Source organism: Agromyces sp. P1_H4 (genome assembly GCF_056405255.1).
In genome coordinates, this window is sequence record NZ_JBFUCL010000035.1 from 1 (window position 1) to 17,587 (window position 17,587).

Consider the following 17,587-nt stretch of genomic DNA (forward strand, 5'->3'; position numbering starts at 1 on the left):
GAACCGGCGAAGCGCAACCCCCGTCCGCGTCGAAGCGCCGATCCTTAGGCTGCACCCATGCAACGAATCACCACTTCCGCGGCAGAACCGGCGAAGCGCAACCCCCGTCCGCGTCGAAGCGCCGATCCTTAGGCTGCACCCATGCAACGAATCACCACTTCCGCGGCACTCGTCTTCGCGAGTGCACTGCTCCTCTCCGGCTGCGCCGCCGGCGGTGGCGACGAGGGCGCCGGTTCGAGCGTCGACGCCTGCACCGCCGTCGAGTCCGAGGTCCGCGACATCTCGAACGGTGCGCAGAACGCGCTCGCCGCCGGCGGCGACCCGAGCGAGACGCAGGCGACGCTCGAGGGCTACAGCGAGCGCGTCATGGCGATCGACCGCACGGGCGGCGACGACACGCAACTGTCCGATGCGCTCGACGAGCTCGACGCGAGCATCCAGGACGCCGCGGAGTTCGCGGGCACCCTGCCGAGCGATCCCGACGCGGAGGTCGACGCCGACGCGGTCGCCGAGCACCAGACGGCGATCCAGGATGCGGCAGACGCCGTCGGCGAAACCTGCACCGACGACTGAGCCGCCCGCGATCAGCGGATGCCGCGCCCCAGCGCCAGCGGAGGCCGCGATCCGGCCTCAGCGGATGTCGCGCGCTGGCGTCAGGACGCCGCCTTCTTCTTGGCCGCAGGCGCCTTCTTCTTCGCGCCGTCGCCCGATGACGTCGCGGCCTTCGAGCGGCTCGAGCCGGCCTTGGACGTGTCCGATGCCTTCGCGCCGGCGGAGGACGACTTCGACGCGCCCGAACCCGACGCGGCCTTGCCGCCGCCACCGCTGCCCTTCGCGCCGCCGCTCTTCGCGGCATCCGACCCGCCGCGCTTGGACGCGATCGACTGGCGCAGGGCCTCCATGAGGTCGATGACCTCGCCGCCCTCCTCCTCGGGCTCCTCGCCGAACGTCGCGGCCGTGTCGACGGCGTCGCCCTGCTCGAGCTTCGCGGCGATGAGCGTGCGCAGCTCGGCCTGGTACTCGTCGACGAACTCGTCGGGTTCGAAGTCGGACACGAGGCTCTCGACGAGCTGCTTCGACAGGTCGAGCTCCTTGTCGGAGATCTTCACGGGCTCGTCGAGCGACGGGAACTTCGCCTCACGCACCTCGTCGCTCCAGAGCAGCGTCTGCACCATGAGCACGTCGCCGTAGACGCGCAGCGCCGCGAGGCGGGTCTTCTGGCGCAGCGCCATGCGCACGATCGCCGTCCTGTCGGTCGACTCGAGCGTGCGGCGCAGCAGCACGTACGCCTTGTTCGACGCCGAGTCGGGCTCGAGGTAGTAGCTCTTGTCGAACATGATCGGATCGACCTGCTCGGTGGGCACGAACTCGACGACCTCGATCTCGCGGCTGCGCTCGGCCGGCAGCGACTTCAGGTCCTCGTCGGTGATGATCACCGTGCGCTCGCCGTCGTCGTAGGCCTTGTCGATGTTCTTGTACTCGACGACCTTGCCGTCGATCTCGCACACGCGTTGGTAGCGGATGCGCCCGCCGTCGGCGTCGTGCACCTGATGCAGTGACACGTCGTGATCCTCGGTGGCGCTGTACAACTTGACGGGCACATTGACCAGGCCGAATGTGACCGCCCCCTTCCAGACGGCTCGCATCACACCAGTAGACACCCGAGCGGATGCCGCGCGGTAGCCCTTGCGGCATTCAGCCGTGGCATCCGCTCGCCCGCGAGATGACGCGAATCGACCCTCGCTCCGCGCGCGAAGGTCGATTCGCGTCACTTCGCGGGCGGACGGGGCAAGATGGGGAGCATGGCCGAGGGCACCCGCCAGCTCGTGGAGGTCGACGGCCGGAGACTCCGGCTGACGAACCTCGACAAGGTCATGTATCCCGAGACCGGCATGACCAAGGGCGAGGTGATCTCCTACTACGCGGAGATCGCCCCGGTCATGGTGCCGCTCGTCATCGGCAGGCCGGTGACGCGCAAGCGCTGGGTGCAGGGCGTCGGCACCACGGATGCACCGGGGCAGGTGTTCTTCGAGAAGAACCTCGCCGAGCACGCGCCCGACTGGATGCGCCGGGGGGTCATCGAGCACTCCGATGGACCGAAGACCTACCCGATCGTCGATCACCGCGCCGCCCTCGTGTGGCTGGCGCAGCAGGCGTCGCTCGAGATCCACGTGCCGCAGTGGCGGTTCGCGCCCGATGGCTCGCGCGGCAATCCCGACCGCATGGTGTTCGACCTTGATCCGGGCCCCGGCATGGGGTTGCTCGAGTGCGCCGAGGTCGCCCGACTCGTGCGCGCGATCCTCGACGGCATGGGCCTCGAGGCGTTCCCGGTGACGAGCGGCAGCAAGGGCATCCACCTGTATGCGGCGCTCGACGGCTCGCAGACGTCGCAGCAGGTGTCGGATGTCGCGCACGAACTCGCGAGGGCGCTCGAGGCCGACCACCCCGACCTCATCGTGTCGAGCATGCGCAAGACGCTCCGCGAGGGCCGGGTGCTCATCGACTGGAGCCAGAACAACCAGAACAAGACCACGATCGCGCCGTACTCGCTGCGCGGCCGCCCCACGCCGACGGTCGCGGCGCCGCGCACGTGGGACGAGCTCGACGACCCGGGCCTCCGTCAGCTCGACGCGCACGAGGTGCTGGCCCGGGTGGCCGAGGGCATCGATCCGATCGCGCCGCTGGCTGCCGTGGGCGCGTCGGGCCCGCTCGCGACGTACCTCTCGATGCGGGACGCGGGCGCCACGCCCGAGCCGATGCCGTCGTCGACCTGGGGGGCGGAGAGTGACGGGCCTCCGCGCTTCGTGATCCAGGAGCACCACGCCCGCCGCCTGCACTTCGACCTGCGCCTCGAGCGCGACGGCGTGCTGAAGAGCTGGGCGGTGCCGAAGGGCGTGCCCGAGACCACCGGCAGGAACAACCTCGCGGTGCAGACGGAGGACCACCCGATGGAGTACCTCGTGTTCGAGGGCACGATCCCCTCCGGGCAGTACGGCGCCGGCAGCATGACGGTCTGGGACACCGGCACCTACGAGACCGAGAAGTGGCGGGACGACGAAGTCATCGTCGACCTCGAGGGGCGGCCCGGCGGACCGCTGGGCGGGCACGTCCGGCTCGCACTCATCCGCACCGAGGGCTCGGGCGAGAAGAGCAACTGGCTCGCGCATCGCATGAAGGACCAGCGGCCGGGGCACTGGAGCCCGTCGTCCAAGGCGCGCCACGCGACCGACACGTCCTCCGAGACGGTGACGGATGCCGCGGGCGCGGCGGAGGCGACCGAGCCGCCGGATCCCGCCGACCCAGCCGAGCCTGCAGGGGACCCGCCGGCGCCCGCCGAGCTCACGGCGGACCCGCTCGCGCCCGCCGAGCCCCACGAGTCCGACGACGGCCCGCACGAGGTCGAGCCGATCCTCGTTCGCCCGATGCTCGCGACGTCGGGCACCCTCGGGCAGGTGGCGCACGGCGACTGGGCGCTCGAGTGGAAGTGGGACGGCATCCGGGTGCTGGCCCGCGCCGACGGCGGCGGCATCCGCCTGCTGAGCCGACGCGGCAACGACGTCACCGCGACGTATCCCGAGCTGGCCGGGCTGCCGCGGGTGCTGCGTGGCGACGCCCTCGTCGACGGCGAGATCGTCGCCCTCGACGACCACGGCCGGCCCAGCTTCGAGCGCATCCAGCAGCGCATGAACCTCGCCCGTCCGCGGGAGATCGAACGCGTGATGGCGGCCGTGCCCGTGCGGCTCCTGCTCTTCGATGTGCTCGAGATCGCCGGCTCCTCCGTCACCGAGCTGCCGTACCACCGTCGACGGGAGCTCCTCGAACGCCTCGTCCGCCCGCGCCGGGGCGTGCCGGTCGAGCTGCCCGCCGCGGCATCCGGAACCCCTGAGGAGGCGTTCGCCGAGAGCCGGCGACTCGGCCTCGAGGGGCTCGTCGCCAAGCGCACCGAGTCGACCTACCAGCCGGGCGTGCGCAGCGAGGCGTGGCTGAAGCTGAAGCTCACGCGCACCCAGGAGGTGGTGATCGGCGGCTACCGCAAGGGCAGCGGCACTCGCCTCGGCCGCATCAGGTCGCTGCTGGTCGGCATCCCGGGCGAGCACGGCCTCGAGTACGCCGGTCGGGTGGGCAGCGGATTCCGCGAGGTCGAGCTCGACCGGCTGCTGGCGCGGCTCGACGGGCTGGCACAGTCGACGCCGCCCTTCGTGGCGGTGCCGCCCCTGGACGCGGCCGACGCGGTCTGGGTGCGACCCGAGGTGGTCGGCGAGATCGAGTTCGGCGAGTGGACCAGCACGGGCGTGGCGCGGCATCCGCGGTGGCGTGGACTGCGACCCGACAAGTCGCCCGAGGAAGTCGTTCGGGAAGCGTGATCCGTGACCCCCGTTCGGGGTACGCTTCGACCGTGGGCACTCTCTACTACGGCCAGTCGGCGGCTCCCATCGGCATCGAGGACCGCGCGCTCGCGCACCTCAAGGTCGCGATCACGACCAAGCTCCGCCGTGGCGAGAGCCTCACCCTGTCGTGGATCCACCCCGACGGCCAGGCCGGCGGGCGAAGCACGATCTGGGTCAATCCCACGATCCCCATGCGGTTCGTCTTCGACGAGCCCGAGGCGCCCGACCTCAGCCGCGACTGGGTCGAGGAGCTGATGCGGTCGGCCAACAGCACCGGCGGCATCACGCTCGTCGAGGAGCACATCGACGCGGCAGCGCCTGAACCGGTCACGCAGCCGTTCGCCGCCGCCTGACCGTCACGCGTCATCGACGAGCAGTGCGAGGAGCGCGGTCTCGCGCGCGCCGCGCAGGCTGACGATGCGGCCGTGCTCGTAGGCGTCGAGCACGCGCGGGTCGACGTAGCTCGCCTTCGCGATCGTCGGCGTGTTCCCGAGCACCTCGCTCGCGTGCACGATCGCCTCCCGGATGGCCCGGCCTCGCGCGCGCGCGGTGCCCTCCACGCCGAGCTGCGCGAGCCGGTCGGCCGCCTCGATCGTGCCGCGCAGGGTGCGGAAGTCCTTCGCGGTGAAGTCGCCGCCGGTGCGTGCACGGATGTCGTCGTTGACGTCGGTCGCGATCGCCGCACGCATGCGCCGCCCGTCGGTCCACGCGTAGAGGCGCGACGCCGGCGACCGCTGGGAGTTGTGCTCCACGAACGTCGCGAGCGCGGCGTCGTGCACACGCAGGTTCTGCGTGATGCCGCCCTTGGCCCGGAACCGGAACCGCACGGTCTCGGGCGGGTCGAGGGCGGCGTTGCGCACGAGCAGCGTCGTGAGCCCGCGGTTGCGGAAGCCGGCGAGCGACTCCTCCGAGCCGATCCGGATCGCGCCGAGGTCGAGCGTGCGGAACGCCGCGGCCAGCACCCGCTCCCGCGGCAGGGCGTCCAACGCGAGATCGCGGAGTGCGGAGCGTCGGGCATCGGGCAGCACCCCGGCCAGGGCGGTCATCCGCAGGAACTTCTCCTGGTCCTGCTGCTCGCGCCACACGGGATGGTAGAGGTACTGCCGCCGCCCGGCGGCATCCACTCCCACCGCGAGGATGTGCGCGTTCTGCGCCTCCGCGATCCACACGTCCTTCCATGCCGGCGGGATGGCGAGGTCGGCGATGCGAGCACGTTCGGCACGACCCGCCACCCCTCCGTCGCTGTGCACGTAGGCGAACCCACGGCCGCGCCTCACCCGGGCGAATCCCGGGGAGACGTAGGGCGTCACGCGTTTGAGGCGCGGCATCCGAGGCTCAGTGGTTGCGCAGTGCCGAGATGAGTTCGGCCTTGCGCTTGCTGCTGTACCCCGTGAGGCCGATCTCCTTGGCCCGCTTCTTCAGCTCCTCGACGGTCCAGTCGTCGTAGTCGCCGCTTTTGCCCCCCTTGCGTCCGACGGCGCTGCGTCCCCGGTTGGCTGCCGCGTTCGAGATGCGGGCGGCCTTCTCCTTCGAGGCGCCGTCGTCGCGGAGCTTCTCGTAGAGCTCCGGGTCCTTCAGCGACGCGTTCCTGCGTCCGGGCATGGTTCCCTCTCCTTCCTCTGCGGCTTCAGAGCCCTCGGCCGCCGGTGACCGGCAGTACGGCTCCCGAGACGTACGACGCGTCGTCCGACGCGAGGTACACGTAGGCGCCCGCCAGCTCCGCCGGCTGGCCGGCCCGGCCGAGCGGAGTGTCCCGCCCGAAGCCGGCGAGCTTGTCGGGCCAGCCCGTCGACGGGATCAGCGGCGTCCAGATCGGGCCGGGGGCCACCGCGTTCACCCGGATGCCGCGTGGCCCGAGCTCTTCCGCGAGCGCTGTCGTGAACGCCACGAGCGCGGCCTTCGTCATGGCGTAGTCGACGAGGGCGCTCGACGGATCGAAGCCTTGGATGGACGTGGTGGTGATGATGCTCGATCCGGCGTCCATGAGCGGCACGGCAGCCCTGGCCAGGAACACCGGCGCGAACAGGTTGACGCGCATGACGGCCTCGAAGTCATCGGTCGGGATCTCATCGATGCCGCTGCGGTTCCGCTGGTGCGCGGCGTTCAGCACGAGCAGGTCCAGGCCGCCGAACGCCTGTTCGGTGTGATCGACGAGGTCGATGCAGTGCTGCTCGCTGCGCAGATCGCCGGGCAGGAGCAGCGGAGCGCCGCCGGCGTCGGCGATCCACTCGCCGGTCTCGTCGGCATCGCGCTGCTCGCCCGGCAGGTAGGAGATGGCGACGCGGGCGCCCTCGCGCGCGAACGCGATCGCGACGGCACGACCGATGCCCGAGTCGCCGCCCGTGATGAGGGCACGCCGCCCGACCAGGCGACCACTGCCCCGGTAGCTCTGCTCGCCGTGGTCGGGAAGCGGCGCCATCGCCTCGGTCAGGCCGGGCGGCTCCTGTTCCTGCCGGGGGAACGGGTCGGTGGTGTGCTTCGTGGTGGGATCGATGAGCTGCTCATCGAGCATGGTGATTCGCCCCCTTCGACCGCAGTCACGCTACGCGCGGCGTTCGCGCGAGTCAGGGGGTTGACAGGCATTCGGATGCCGCGAAGCCCGGGTTTCCGGGCTTTCCGCCCGTGATTAGCACTCGGCGCGAAGGGCGGTCAACCCCTGTGCACCGCGCCCGCGGCGGTCCTATCTTCATGGCATGGACGTACCCGCGTCCCGAGGTGCCGCCGGGAACGGCGTCACCGAATCCGCACCCGTCGATCACGGGGGCGGGTCACACGAAGGAGAGATCATGAACATCCTCGTCGCCATCCTCGCCGTCATCGCGATCATCCTGCTCATTACGGGCGGCGTCGTGCCCACGCTGAACTTCCTGCTGTGGGTCGGAATCGTGCTGCTGGTCATCGCGGCCATCGTGTTCCTCGTGCGCTACCTCAGCGGTCGTCGCACGGTCTGATCCATCGCGAGACCTCACAACGCAGCGGGCGGCCCTCGGGCCGCCCGCTCCGTTTGTTCCGATGAGTGCCGGAACCGCCGCCGAGACGTATGCTGAGGCGGTGGGAACCCTGTACTACGGCGACTCCGGCACCCCGATCGGCATCGAGGACCGGGCACTCGCGCACCTGAAGATCGCCATCACGACGAAGCTGCGCCGAGGCGAGAGCTTCACCCTGTCGTGGCAGCACGCCGAAGACCAGCCGCGTGGCCGCAGCACGCTCTGGCTGCACCCGTCGATCCCGCTGCGCTTCGTCTTCGACGAGCCCGTCGCACCCGAGCTGAGTCGCAGTTGGATCGAAGAGCTGATGCGGTCGGCGAACAGCACCGGCGGCATCCGCCTGGTTCCCGAGCAGCTCGACACCGATCCGATCACTTCCGTGCCGGGTCAGCCGGTGCAGGTCGGCGTCGATGTGCAGCAGGTCGACGTCGACAGCGAGACGCAGCCCGCGTAGTCGAGCGAGCTCGGCCGCGGCGGAGCGCCGGAGCGCCGGAGGAGGAGCACAGATGGGCAACGCTCAGGATGCCGCGGCTCGCGCGGAGATCGAACGCTGGTGGCCGCACCTCTCGATCGAGGCGAAGCATCGGCTGCTGGCCCGGTTGGAGGCGGATCTCGACGCCGAGACCGTCGCGGAGATCATGTCGCTCACCGGCGGCACGGCACCCGATCGGTTGACACTCGCGGAGCGGCAGTTCGTGATCACCCAGATCGAGGCCGTCGACTGACGCACGACGAGACGCAGCCCGTGCAGGGCTGCGTCCCGTCATCCGTTCGTCGTCGCGTCAGATGACGCCGCTGCCCGAGCGGTCCGTCCGCTCGCCCTCGTGCACCTCGCCGCGCCAGGCGCCGGTCTCGGCGCCGCGACGCTCGATGAACTCCTTGAAGCGCTTGAGGTCGCTCTTGACCTGCAGGTCGTCGAGTTGCAGTGCCGCACCGGTCTGCTCGACGAAGCCCTCCGGCTCCCACTCGATCTCGAGGTCGATGCGGGTGCGGTCGGCGTCGAGCTCCGTGAAGCTCACGCTTCCGCGATGCAGCACCTCCTCGTTCACGCTGCGCCAGGCCACGTGCCGGTCGGGCACCTGGTCGACGATCTCGGCGTCGAACTCGCGCTTCACGCCGCCGATCGACACGACCCAGTGGGTCATCGTCGAGCTCAGCTGGGTGACGCGGTCGACGCCGCCGAGGAACTCGGGGAACGACTCGAACTGGGTCCACTGGTCGTACGCCACGCGAACTGGAACGTCCACCTCGGTCGACGCGGTCAGGGTCGTGCTCATGATGCGGTCCTCCGTTCCGGGCACGGTGATGCGCCCCGAACCACGCTAGGAAGGCATGCGTTCGGTCACGAGGGGCTTGCCGCTTCCGCGGGCTCCTGCTACCCGGTCGGGGAGGTGCTCGGGCGGGTCAGTCGGCGTCGATCGGCTCGTCCTCGGCGGGCTCGGGCACGAACTGGAGGCCCGACGTGCTGTTCGCCGAGAGCAGCAGCTGCTCGATCCACAGCTTGTTGAGCTTGGGCGTGCGGTTGCCGCTGAAGACGAACTGCAGCGGAATGGACTCGTGCAGCCAGATCGTCGTGCGGCCGCTGCCGTTCTCGACGCCGTGCTCCCACGTCATCGAGAAGCTCTCGGAACGCCGCAGCTTGTTGAGGATCGCGACGCGCAGGTGGGCCAGGGTGCGGTCGTCGATGTCGATCTCGCGCGCTGACGAGTTGTAGATGAACTTGCCCATGCCGAGACTCTAGTCGCCGCCCGAGTCCCGTCGATACGCGGCGTGGCCGGCCGACCGGGAATGGAGGCGCGGTGGCGTCAACCCCCTGCCACGGGCGAGGGCCGCCGCGTAGGAACGAGGGCATGAAAGCGCTCACCTGGCATGCCACCAAGGACGTCCGGGTCGTCGACGTTCCCGACGCGACCATCCTCGATCCCACCGACGCGGTCGTGCGAGTGACCTCGACCGCGATCTGCGGCTCCGACCTGCACCTCTACGATCTGTTCGGGCCGTTCCTGCACCGCGGGGACATCCTCGGGCACGAGACGATGGGCGTCGTCGAGGCGGTCGGCGCGGAGGTGCGCCGGGTGGCCGTCGGCGACCGGGTGGTCGTGCCGTTCGTGATCTCGTGCGGGCACTGCTTCATGTGCGCCCGAGGCCTGACGACGCAGTGCGAGACGACCCAGAACCGGGACCAGGGGACCGGCGCCGAGCTCTACGGCTACACCGAGCTGTACGGGTCGGTGCCGGGCGGGCAGGCGGAGTACCTGCGGGTGCGGCGCGCAGATGCCAACGCGCAGGTGGTCGGACGCGACCTGCCGGATGAGCGCTACCTCTTCCTCAGTGACATCCTGCCCACGGCATGGCAGGGGTTCCGCTACGCGGAGGTGGTGCCAGGCAGCACCCTCACGGTGCTCGGCCTCGGTCCGGTCGGGCAGCTCGTGGCGCGGATCGCACGCCACCACGACGTCACCGTGCACGCCGTCGACCCGGTGCCCGAGCGGCGGCTCATGGCCGAGCGCCACGGCGCGATGGTGCACGACCTCGACGACGACGTGGCATCCGTCATCCGCGATGCGACCGAGGGCCGGGGGCCCGACGGCGTGGTGGACGCCGTCGGCCTGGAGGCGCACGGCAACCCGGCTACCGCCTTCGCCCAGGCCGCGGTCGGGGTGCTGCCCGACGGCCTGGCGAAGCCCCTCATGATGAACGCGGGGCTCGACCGCCTCGCCGCGATCGACCTGGCCATCGACCTCGTGCGGCGCGGTGGCACCGTGTCGGTGAGCGGGGTGTACGCGGGCTCGCTCGACCCGATGCCGCTCATGACGATCTTCGACAAGCAGCTCACGATGCGGTTCGGCCAGTGCAACGTGCATCACTGGCTTCCCGAGCTGCTGCCGCTCGCCGAGGATCCGGCGGACCCGTTGGGACTCGAGGACCTCGCCACGCACCGCGTGCCCCTCGAGCAGGCGCCCGAGATGTACGAGAAGTTCCGCGACAAGGAGGACGGCTGCATCAAAGTCATCCTGAAGCCCTGATCGAGCCTCATTTCTTGGAGAAGCGCTTCTGTCAAGCCCCTGACGAGAAGCGCTTCTCGATACCTACCGTGACGGTGAACCGGCCACCAGCCGGTGCCCGAAACGGAGGCTCACCATGCATCGTGCTCGAATCGGATTGGCGCTCGCTGCCGCGACCGCCCTGGCGCTCAGCGGGTGCGCGGTGGGGACGGGCGGCGCGGCCTCCGACGACGCGACCTACGACCCCGATGCGGAGCTCAGCGGCGACCTCTCGGTCATGGGCTTCTCCGGCGTCGACGAGGTCGCCACCTCCCGCGTCGACTACGCCAAGGGCGAGCTCGGCGACGTGAAGGTGAAGCTCATCGAGGGCGACCTCGACATCCAGCAGTTCCTCTCGGCCGTGGCATCCGGTGAACCGCCCGAGCTGCTCTACGCCGACCGCGACCAGGTCGGCTCGCTCGCGGCCCGCGGCGCCATCATCCCGCTCGACCGCTGCATCGACGGCGAGGGCATCGAGATGGACCAGTTCCGCGAGTCCGCCGTCGACCAGGTCACGCTCGACGGCAAGGTCTACGGCATCCCCGAGTTCAACCAGGTGCAGGTCACCATGGCGAACGCCAACCTCCTGTCGGCCGCCGCGCTCACGATCGACGACGTGAACGGCTCCGACCGCGAGGCGATGACCGCGGCAAACAAGGCCCTCACGAAGTCCGACGGCGGCTCGCTCAGCGTCATCGGCGTGGACTCCAAGCTGCCCGAGTTCCTGCCCCTCTGGGTCGCCGCCGCCGGCGGGTCCCTGCTCTCCGAGGACGGCAAGACGGCGAGCCTCGACTCGCAGGAGGCGATCGACTCGCTCACCTGGGCGGTCGGCATCTACGACGACCAGGGCGGCTTCAGCGCCGTGAAGGCGTTCCGCGACTCCGCCGACTTCTTCGGTGAGGGCAACCAGTTCGCCACGAACGTGCTCGGCGCCATGCCGATGGAGCAGTGGTACATCAACGTGCTGAACGAGGTGTCGCCGGATGCCCCGATGGCGTTCGACACCGTGCGCACGACGTCGGGCGACCCCATCGCCTTCGCCGGCGGTTCGGCGTGGGCCATCCCGTCCGGCACGAAGAACGCCGCGGCGGCGTGCCGCTGGGCCAAGGCCATGACCTCGGTGGACGCATGGAAGGCCGCCGCCGAGGCTCGCATCAGCGCTCGTGAGGCGGAGGGCAAGCCGTTCACCGGCATCCTGACCGGCAACACCACCGCCGACGAGCAGATCCGCGAGATGGTGACGTCGGGCGGGGAGCCGTGGGACTCGGGCATCGAGGCCATGTACGAGGCGAACGACAACACGGTGTCGCTGCCGGCCAACCCGGCCGACGCCGAGTTCGAGCAGGCGATGCAGGACGCGGTGAACAGCGTGCTGAACGGCCAGGCCACCCCCGAGGAGGCGCTCGGCAAGGCGCAGGAGATCGCGCAGAAGGCCCTCGACGAGGGCTGGAAGAAGCTCGAGGACGGCGGCGGAAAGTGACCATCGCGCCGGCCCGCCCGGGCGGCCGAGTGCAGGAGCACTCAGCCGCCCCGGGCGAGCGCGAGCGGGGTCGCCGTCGGGCCCGCCGGCGCAACGTCCTGTCGGCGCTGCTCTTCCTCAGCCCATGGATGATCGGGTTCGTCGTCTTCACGGCGTGGCCGATGATCTACAGCGGCTACCTGTCGCTCACCGACTACGACGTGATCAACGACCCGCACTTCGTCGGGTTCGACAACTACGTCGAGATGGGGTCCGACCCGAAGATCCTGCTGGCGCTCGGCAACACGGTGTTCTTCACGATGTTGCAGGTGCCGCTCTACGTCATCGTGTCGCTCACGCTCGCGCTGCTGCTCGATCGCGCGGGACGGGCGTCGGGATTCTTCCGCACGGTGTTCTTCCTCCCGAAGATGACCCCTCCCGTGGCGGTCGGCGTGCTCTTCCTGCTGCTGTTCAACGGCCAGAACGGGCTCCTGAACACGGTGCTCGGATGGTTCGGCATCAACGGGCCGGCATGGACCACGGACCCCGCGTGGGTGAAGCCGGGCTTGATCCTGATGTCGCTGTGGACCGTCGGTGCGTCCATCATCATCCTGCTGGCAGCCCTGCGGAACGTGCCGACCGAGCTCTACGAGTCGGCGAAGCTCGACGGCGCCGGCTTCTGGCGCACGTCGTTCAGCATCACGCTGCCGATGATCAGCCCGGCGCTGTTCTTCGTCATCATCGTGAACACCATTGCGGCCCTGCAGACGTTCGACGAGGCGTATACGGCATTCTTCGGCGCCGGCAACACGACGTACAGCAATGACGCCGCGCTCTTCTACTCGATCTACCTGTTCCAGCAGGCGTTCGAGTTCCTGAACATGGGCTACGCGTCGGCGATGGCGTGGGGGCTCTTCGTCGTCATCATGATCGTGACGGCGATCCAGCTGATCGTGTCCCGCCGATTCGTCTACTACGAGGGGGACCGATGACCGGCGTCGATGTCGACCTGCCCGTCGGCGGTGCCGCCGCTCCCGCCCCCAGGCGCGATGCTGCGGTCGCCGCCGCCGCGACCACCGTGCCGCCGACGGATGCCACTGCGCTGCGTGGCGGCGGACGACGCCCGCGCACGCGCGCGAGTCGCGTCTTCGCGTGGATCGCGCTCACGCTGCTCGGCGTGATCTTCGTCTACCCGTTCGTGTGGCTCGTCAGCGCGTCGTTCAAGCCGCGCACCGAGGTCTTCGACAACAAGCTCATCCCCGACACGTTCACGTTCGACAACTACGTGACGGTCTGGCAGCAGGCGCCGCTCGGGCTGTGGCTGATGAACACGGTCATCGTCACGGTGCTGGCCGCGGTGACGGTGACGTTCTCGAGCGCCATGGTCGCGTGGGGGTTCGCCTACTTCCGGTTCCGCGGGCGAGGTGCGCTGTTCGCCCTGGTGCTCGCGACGATGATGCTGCCCGGCGCGGTCACGATGATCCCGACGTTCCTGATCTGGAACGGGCTGGGCCAAGTGGGGACGCTGACCCCGCTGTGGGCCGGCAACCTCTTCGGCAGTGCGTTCTACATCTTCCTGCTGCGACAGTTCTTCCTCGGGCTGCCGCGCGACCTCTTCGAGGCGGCACGCATCGACGGGGCATCCCAGTTCGGGGTGTTCTGGCGCATCGCCCTGCCGCTCTGCAAGCCGGCGCTCGCCGTCGTGCTCGTGTTCGAGGTGCAGGCCGTGTGGACCGACCTCATGCGCGCGCTCATCTACCTGCGGGACTCGGCGACGTTCACCGTGCCGCGCGGGCTCAAGTCGCTCGTCGACGCCTTCGGGTTCGGCGGCGAGTGGCACTGGGAGATCATCGTCACGGCGAGCGTGATCACCACCATCCCGATGATCATCGTGTTCTTCATCGCGCAGCGGCAGATCATCGACGGCGTCGCGTCGTCGGGGCTGAAGGGCTGAAGGGCTGAGGCGGGCGGACGGCTGCGGGCTCGAAGGGCCGGGGCCGCCCGTCCGCGATCAGCGCGCGTCGCGCTCGGGGTCGAGCGGGTCGTCGGTGAGGCGACGCGGTCTGCGCGGATCGAGTGGGTCGATGTGGCGCTGCAGCTCGTCGAGGTCGGTGATGCCCGTGTCGTCGCGGTACCTCGAGGGTGGCAGGTCGCGGAGGCGGCGCTGGATGTCGGCGTCGACTTCGGGGGAGTGCGATGACGGGCTCGCGGCCTCGGCGTCGTCGGGCTGCCGGGCGTCGAGCGCGTCCGGCCGGGTCGTCGGTTCGGTGTCCCGACCGATCGACTGTTCCATGGTGTCGCTCCTTCCGTGCGAGCGGATGCTTCGGGGCGTCCGCTCCTCGGGACGCTACGCGCGTCGTCGAAGCGCGGCGAGGCCTTGACGGCACCGGATGCGGCGAGTAACCGGACTGGGCGGTTCGCCGGGTCTCAGCCTTCTCGCGGCGCCTGCGGCAGCATCGGGTCGAGCTGTTCGTATCCGGCGCGGAACACGACTCGCCCGACGTCGACGAGCTCCACGTCGTCCCACGCCACGAGGAACGACCCGCGATGCAGCCGGCGCTGCAGCCACGCGATGAGGAACGGACCGTCCTCGCCGCGACGCTCGTACCCCCACGTCGAGAAGCGGCTGTGCGAGCTCACGAGCACGCCCGTGACGACGGTCTCGGCGAGGAGCTGTGCGGGGGCGCCCGAGATCTCGAGCCGCACGTCGAGGACCGCGCCGAGCCGTCGGCCGTCGGCGTCGAACGCGTCGCTGCCGAGCAGGTCACTCAGGATCATGGCGGCCTCCGGGGATCCGGCCGATGAGGTGGCGGCTGACCCAGCGCTCCACCCACGACGCGTCGAGCGAGTCGGCGTCGACCCCGAGCCGCACGGTCGTGCCCACCGCCGACACGAGCTTCCACGGGATCACGATGCGCCGCGAGGCCGGCGCGTGGCCGCCGAAGAGGCGCATGAGCAGTTGGGGCCCGGTGAGGATGGCGGCGAGCGTGGGCGGCGGCGAGCCGGGTTCGATGCGCACTCCGAGCTCGATGCCGTCCAGCTCGAGGTCGTCGACCGTCGTCACGGGAACGCCTTCACGGTCGAGCACCTGGCGGTCGAGGAGGTGCAGGTGCGCGTCGAGCACCCGCCCGCGCGGTGCGCGCGGGTCGCGCCGCGGCATCCGTCGCCCCGCGTCGCGGTCGTGGTCGCGGTCGTCGCGTGCGTCGGGCTCGTGCTCGTGCTCGTCGTTCATGCGCCGGCTCCCGTGATGATGAGCAGGGGGATCGCGGCCAGGGCGGCCGCCAGGATGATGACCAGGTACACCTGGCCCACGAAGTTCATGCCGCGGCCGTTGACGCGGTCGCCCATGTACTCGCGGTCGTTGGCGATGACGAGGATCGGCAGGTAGGTGAGCGGCAGCGCGACCGCCGAGAACACGACCGAGTACTCCGTGACGAGGATGGGATCCACCCCGGTCGCGAGGATCGCCACCGCGATGAGGAGGCACACGATCATCGAGAGGTGGAACCGCGCCGCCTTCGCCGGCTTGCGGAACTTGCCCCACGACCAGCCGAAGTACTGCGCCAGCGTGTAGCCGCTCGACAGGGTGGTCTCGAGCGCCGCGCCGAACGTGGCGGCCAGGATGCCGACGATCACGAACGACAGGGCGATCTTGCCGCCGGCCTCGGCGACGGGCAGCACGACCTGGCTGAGGCTCGTCACGTCGATCGCCGCGGGCAGCAGCACCACGGCGGCGCAGCCGGCGATGGCGATCGAGAGCAGCCCGCCGAGGGGGAACCCGACGAGCACGTTCAGCCGCGACTTCGCGAGGTCCTTCTCCGTCCACTTCTCCTCGATCGCGCCCGAGGAGAAGAAGAACACCTCGTAGGGGGTCATCGCCGCGCCGAACAGGGCGACCGCGTAGAACCAGTAGGTCGCGACGGGCTCGCCGGCCGGTGGACCCGGCTGCATGGCCTGGCCGGCCAGCTCGCCCCAGTCGGGTGAGAGCATGAACAGGGCCACCGCGAAGACGATGAGGGTGAGCCCGAGCAGCCCCGTCACGTTCTCGAGCAGCTCGAAGCGCGCCCGCCAGATCACGATCCAGACGCCGAACGCCGCGACCGGGACCCACCAGCCGGGGTCGACGCTCGTCGCCAGCTGCAGTGCGAGGGCGACGCCGCCGATCTCCGCGGTGACCGTGAGCAGGTTGATGAGGAACGACGCGGCGAGGTTCGCGAGCCCCGCGCGGGGGCCGAGGCGCTCGCGGATGATCTCGAACGTCGCCCGGCCGCTCACCGCGGCGACCCGGCCCGACATCTGCGCGTACACGCAGATGCCCACGACGCCGACCAGGACCACCCAGGCGAGGCCCAGCCCGAAGCGCGATCCCACCACGGCGTTCGTCACCAGGTCGCCGATGTCGACGAACCCGCCGATCGCGGTGAGCACCCCGAGGGCGACGGCGAAGATGTTCTTCACGGCCCGCCCTCCACGTCCTCGAGCCCGTCGGCGGCATCCTCCAGCTGCGGCACCGTGGCCTCGAGCGAGCCCACGCCGCCGAGCGCGTCGCGGGCGTCGTTCACGGCATCGAGCCCGTCGCCGAGTGCCCTCAGCACCTCGTCGCGGTAGGCGGCATCCGCCTCGCCCGTGACGTCGGTCTGGGACACGGTCGTCGCAGCACTGACGAGCTCGCGCCGCGCGTCACCGAGCGTCGCCTTGGCGGTCGTGGTGAACGTGCGGTCGTCGAGCTCCTGCTGCACCACGAGCCGTGCGGTCTCGACCGCGGCGATGCCCTGCCCGACGGCCTGCTCCATCGTGGCGGCGGCGTTCGTGCAGCCGGTGAGCAGCAGCGCGGCGGCGAGCACGAGGCATCCGGATGCCACGGGGCCGGCCGGCCCCGGATGGCGCCGTGCCTGCCGGCCGCGCGCGGATCCGCTCGCCCATCCCATGGCGAGATGCTCGCGCGATCGCGCGGACCTCGACAAGGCCTTGACAAGCGGTTCTCGCCGTACATGTGGTTGTCGAGTTCTTGCGAACGCTGACGTAGCATGGCCGCATGTCGAGAAGACTCGCGGATGTCGCGCGCAAGGTCGGGGTGAGCGAGGCCACCGTCAGCCGCGTGCTGAACGGCAAGCCCGGGGTCTCGGCGTCCACTCGCGACGCGGTGCTCACCGCCCTCGACGTGCTCGGGTACGAGCGGCCGACCAAGCTGCGCGGCGAGCGAGCCCGCCTCGTGGGCCTCGTGATGCCCGAGCTGCAGAACCCCATCTTCCCCGCGCTCGCCGAGGCGATCGGCGGCGGCCTCGCGCAGAACGGCTACACGCCGGTGCTCTGCATCCAGACCGCCGGCGGCATCTCCGAGTCCGACTACGTGGAGCTGCTGCTCCACCAGCAGGTCTCGGGCGTGATCTTCGCGGGCGGCGCGTACGCCCAGGCCGACGTGAACCACGACCACTACGACCGACTCGTCGAGCTGAAGCTGCCGACGGTGCTCGTGAACGCGCCGATCGACGGGCTCGGGTTCGCCACGGTCTCGTGCGACGACGCGACGTCGATGGAGCAGGCGCTCGGGCACCTGCTGCAGCTCGGGCACGAGCGCATCGGCATCCTGCTCGGGCCGCGCGACCACGTTCCCTCACAGCGCAAGCACGCCGCCGCGGTGCGGATGGCCGAGCGGCACGGCATCGAGCTGGGCCCCGACCGCATCGTGCACTCGCTGTACTCGCT

Annotated in this window: 22 protein-coding genes; 11 read left to right on the plus strand and 11 right to left on the minus strand. The window is 70.3% G+C overall.

The window, feature by feature from the left end; genetic code table 11:
* Window positions 1–141 precede the first annotated feature (141 nt).
* Window positions 142–573 (plus strand): hypothetical protein, encoded by a 432-nt coding sequence (locus AC1DY2_RS04070; protein WP_476761241.1) that lies wholly within the window; start codon window positions 142–144, stop codon window positions 571–573.
* Window positions 574–653: 80 nt separating this feature from the next.
* On the opposite strand, the gene ku is transcribed toward AC1DY2_RS04070, so the two are convergent.
* Window positions 654–1,646, minus strand: a complete 993-nt coding sequence (ku, locus tag AC1DY2_RS04075) for a non-homologous end joining protein Ku (RefSeq protein WP_476761242.1) — start codon at window positions 1,644–1,646, stop codon at window positions 654–656.
* Window positions 1,647–1,802: 156 nt separating this feature from the next.
* On the opposite strand from ku, the gene AC1DY2_RS04080 reads away from it, so the two are divergent.
* Window positions 1,803–4,364 (plus strand): ATP-dependent DNA ligase, encoded by a 2,562-nt coding sequence (locus AC1DY2_RS04080; protein ID WP_476761243.1) that lies wholly within the window; start codon window positions 1,803–1,805, stop codon window positions 4,362–4,364.
* A gap of 32 nt (window positions 4,365–4,396) precedes the next feature.
* Window positions 4,397–4,741: a DUF7882 family protein gene (locus AC1DY2_RS04085; protein ID WP_476761244.1), complete on the plus strand. Its 345-nt coding sequence runs from the start codon at window positions 4,397–4,399 to the stop codon at window positions 4,739–4,741.
* 3 nt (window positions 4,742–4,744) lie between these two features.
* Here AC1DY2_RS04085 and AC1DY2_RS04090 read toward each other — a convergent pair whose 3' ends face one another.
* From AC1DY2_RS04090 to AC1DY2_RS04100, 3 genes are read right to left on the minus strand one after another with little or no spacing between them, the layout of a single operon-like run.
* Entirely contained in the window at window positions 4,745–5,716 is a 972-nt protein-coding gene (locus AC1DY2_RS04090; protein WP_476761245.1) for a DNA topoisomerase IB, read from the minus strand.
* 7 nt (window positions 5,717–5,723) lie between these two features.
* The gene (locus AC1DY2_RS04095) at window positions 5,724–5,990 is read right to left on the minus strand and encodes a DUF7218 family protein (protein ID WP_476761246.1); all 267 of its coding nucleotides are present in this window, start codon (window positions 5,988–5,990) and stop codon (window positions 5,724–5,726) included.
* Window positions 5,991–6,015: 25 nt separating this feature from the next.
* Window positions 6,016–6,900, minus strand: a complete 885-nt coding sequence (locus AC1DY2_RS04100; RefSeq protein WP_476761247.1) for an SDR family oxidoreductase — start codon at window positions 6,898–6,900, stop codon at window positions 6,016–6,018.
* A gap of 274 nt (window positions 6,901–7,174) precedes the next feature.
* Here AC1DY2_RS04100 and AC1DY2_RS04105 point away from each other — a divergent pair, with 274 nt between their 5' ends.
* The 3 genes from AC1DY2_RS04105 (at window position 7,175) to AC1DY2_RS04115 (ending at window position 8,103) form a co-directional block, all read left to right on the plus strand.
* Window positions 7,175–7,339 (plus strand): DUF2207 domain-containing protein, encoded by a 165-nt coding sequence (locus AC1DY2_RS04105; RefSeq protein WP_162529547.1) that lies wholly within the window; start codon window positions 7,175–7,177, stop codon window positions 7,337–7,339.
* Between the two features lie 100 nt (window positions 7,340–7,439).
* Window positions 7,440–7,832 (plus strand): DUF7882 family protein, encoded by a 393-nt coding sequence (locus AC1DY2_RS04110; RefSeq protein WP_309975016.1) that lies wholly within the window; start codon window positions 7,440–7,442, stop codon window positions 7,830–7,832.
* A gap of 52 nt (window positions 7,833–7,884) precedes the next feature.
* A complete protein-coding gene (locus AC1DY2_RS04115) occupies window positions 7,885–8,103 on the plus strand; it encodes a hypothetical protein (RefSeq protein ID WP_476761248.1) in 219 nt (72 codons plus the stop codon).
* 57 nt (window positions 8,104–8,160) lie between these two features.
* On the opposite strand, the gene AC1DY2_RS04120 is transcribed toward AC1DY2_RS04115, so the two are convergent.
* Window positions 8,161–8,655 carry an SRPBCC family protein gene (locus tag AC1DY2_RS04120; protein ID WP_476761249.1) on the minus strand — a complete coding sequence of 165 codons (495 nt, stop codon included), beginning with the start codon at window positions 8,653–8,655 and terminating at the stop codon, window positions 8,161–8,163.
* A 127-nt stretch (window positions 8,656–8,782) separates the two neighbouring features.
* Window positions 8,783–9,106: a DUF7882 family protein gene (locus tag AC1DY2_RS04125; RefSeq protein ID WP_159600946.1), complete on the minus strand. Its 324-nt coding sequence runs from the start codon at window positions 9,104–9,106 to the stop codon at window positions 8,783–8,785.
* A gap of 122 nt (window positions 9,107–9,228) precedes the next feature.
* On the opposite strand from AC1DY2_RS04125, the gene AC1DY2_RS04130 reads away from it, so the two are divergent.
* The 4 genes from AC1DY2_RS04130 (at window position 9,229) to AC1DY2_RS04145 (ending at window position 13,835) form a co-directional block, all read left to right on the plus strand.
* Entirely contained in the window at window positions 9,229–10,404 is a 1,176-nt protein-coding gene (locus AC1DY2_RS04130) for an alcohol dehydrogenase catalytic domain-containing protein (RefSeq protein ID WP_476761250.1), read from the plus strand.
* 115 nt (window positions 10,405–10,519) lie between these two features.
* Entirely contained in the window at window positions 10,520–11,902 is a 1,383-nt protein-coding gene (locus tag AC1DY2_RS04135) for an extracellular solute-binding protein (protein ID WP_476761251.1), read from the plus strand.
* Entirely contained in the window at window positions 11,899–12,873 is a 975-nt protein-coding gene (locus AC1DY2_RS04140) for a carbohydrate ABC transporter permease (RefSeq protein WP_476761252.1), read from the plus strand. The genes AC1DY2_RS04135 and AC1DY2_RS04140 overlap by 4 nt, the downstream gene beginning before the upstream one ends.
* Window positions 12,870–13,835: a carbohydrate ABC transporter permease gene (locus AC1DY2_RS04145; protein ID WP_476761253.1), complete on the plus strand. Its 966-nt coding sequence runs from the start codon at window positions 12,870–12,872 to the stop codon at window positions 13,833–13,835. Before AC1DY2_RS04140 ends, AC1DY2_RS04145 begins: the two co-directional genes overlap by 4 nt.
* Before the next feature lie 57 nt (window positions 13,836–13,892).
* Here the strand turns inward: AC1DY2_RS04145 and AC1DY2_RS04150 are convergent, their stop codons facing one another.
* The 5 genes from AC1DY2_RS04150 to AC1DY2_RS04170 form a co-directional block, all read right to left on the minus strand.
* Entirely contained in the window at window positions 13,893–14,174 is a 282-nt protein-coding gene (locus tag AC1DY2_RS04150; RefSeq protein WP_476761254.1) for a hypothetical protein, read from the minus strand.
* 134 nt (window positions 14,175–14,308) lie between these two features.
* Window positions 14,309–14,659, minus strand: a complete 351-nt coding sequence (locus AC1DY2_RS04155) for a PRC-barrel domain-containing protein (protein WP_476761255.1) — start codon at window positions 14,657–14,659, stop codon at window positions 14,309–14,311.
* Window positions 14,646–15,113, minus strand: coding sequence for a PRC-barrel domain-containing protein (locus AC1DY2_RS04160; RefSeq protein ID WP_476761256.1), 468 nt, complete (start codon window positions 15,111–15,113; stop codon window positions 14,646–14,648). Before AC1DY2_RS04160 ends, AC1DY2_RS04155 begins: the two co-directional genes overlap by 14 nt.
* A complete protein-coding gene (locus AC1DY2_RS04165; RefSeq protein WP_476761257.1) occupies window positions 15,110–16,339 on the minus strand; it encodes an NRAMP family divalent metal transporter in 1,230 nt (409 codons plus the stop codon). The genes AC1DY2_RS04160 and AC1DY2_RS04165 overlap by 4 nt, the downstream gene beginning before the upstream one ends.
* Window positions 16,336–16,809 (minus strand): hypothetical protein, encoded by a 474-nt coding sequence (locus tag AC1DY2_RS04170; protein WP_476761258.1) that lies wholly within the window; start codon window positions 16,807–16,809, stop codon window positions 16,336–16,338. The genes AC1DY2_RS04165 and AC1DY2_RS04170 overlap by 4 nt, the downstream gene beginning before the upstream one ends.
* A gap of 107 nt (window positions 16,810–16,916) precedes the next feature.
* Here AC1DY2_RS04170 and AC1DY2_RS04175 point away from each other — a divergent pair.
* A partial coding sequence (locus AC1DY2_RS04175; RefSeq protein WP_476761259.1) for a LacI family DNA-binding transcriptional regulator occupies window positions 16,917–17,587 on the plus strand: 671 nt, incomplete at its 3' end.

Coding starts and splice junctions, on each gene's coding strand:
- AC1DY2_RS04135 (WP_476761251.1), top strand. CDS start 10,520: ATGCATCGTGCTCGAATCGGATTGGCGCTCGCTGCCGCGACCGCCCTG.
- AC1DY2_RS04160 (WP_476761256.1), bottom strand. CDS start 15,113: ATGAACGACGAGCACGAGCACGAGCCCGACGCACGCGACGACCGCGAC.
- AC1DY2_RS04090 (WP_476761245.1), bottom strand. CDS start 5,716: ATGCCGCGCCTCAAACGCGTGACGCCCTACGTCTCCCCGGGATTCGCC.
- AC1DY2_RS04170 (WP_476761258.1), bottom strand. CDS start 16,809: ATGGGATGGGCGAGCGGATCCGCGCGCGGCCGGCAGGCACGGCGCCAT.
- AC1DY2_RS04150 (WP_476761254.1), bottom strand. CDS start 14,174: ATGGAACAGTCGATCGGTCGGGACACCGAACCGACGACCCGGCCGGAC.
- AC1DY2_RS04145 (WP_476761253.1), top strand. CDS start 12,870: ATGACCGGCGTCGATGTCGACCTGCCCGTCGGCGGTGCCGCCGCTCCC.
- AC1DY2_RS04130 (WP_476761250.1), top strand. CDS start 9,229: ATGAAAGCGCTCACCTGGCATGCCACCAAGGACGTCCGGGTCGTCGAC.
- AC1DY2_RS04100 (WP_476761247.1), bottom strand. CDS start 6,900: ATGCTCGATGAGCAGCTCATCGATCCCACCACGAAGCACACCACCGAC.
- AC1DY2_RS04070 (WP_476761241.1), top strand. CDS start 142: ATGCAACGAATCACCACTTCCGCGGCACTCGTCTTCGCGAGTGCACTG.
- AC1DY2_RS04115 (WP_476761248.1), top strand. CDS start 7,885: ATGGGCAACGCTCAGGATGCCGCGGCTCGCGCGGAGATCGAACGCTGG.
- AC1DY2_RS04080 (WP_476761243.1), top strand. CDS start 1,803: ATGGCCGAGGGCACCCGCCAGCTCGTGGAGGTCGACGGCCGGAGACTC.
- AC1DY2_RS04105 (WP_162529547.1), top strand. CDS start 7,175: ATGAACATCCTCGTCGCCATCCTCGCCGTCATCGCGATCATCCTGCTC.
- ku (WP_476761242.1), bottom strand. CDS start 1,646: ATGCGAGCCGTCTGGAAGGGGGCGGTCACATTCGGCCTGGTCAATGTG.
- AC1DY2_RS04125 (WP_159600946.1), bottom strand. CDS start 9,106: ATGGGCAAGTTCATCTACAACTCGTCAGCGCGCGAGATCGACATCGAC.
- AC1DY2_RS04120 (WP_476761249.1), bottom strand. CDS start 8,655: ATGAGCACGACCCTGACCGCGTCGACCGAGGTGGACGTTCCAGTTCGC.
- AC1DY2_RS04095 (WP_476761246.1), bottom strand. CDS start 5,990: ATGCCCGGACGCAGGAACGCGTCGCTGAAGGACCCGGAGCTCTACGAG.
- AC1DY2_RS04155 (WP_476761255.1), bottom strand. CDS start 14,659: ATGATCCTGAGTGACCTGCTCGGCAGCGACGCGTTCGACGCCGACGGC.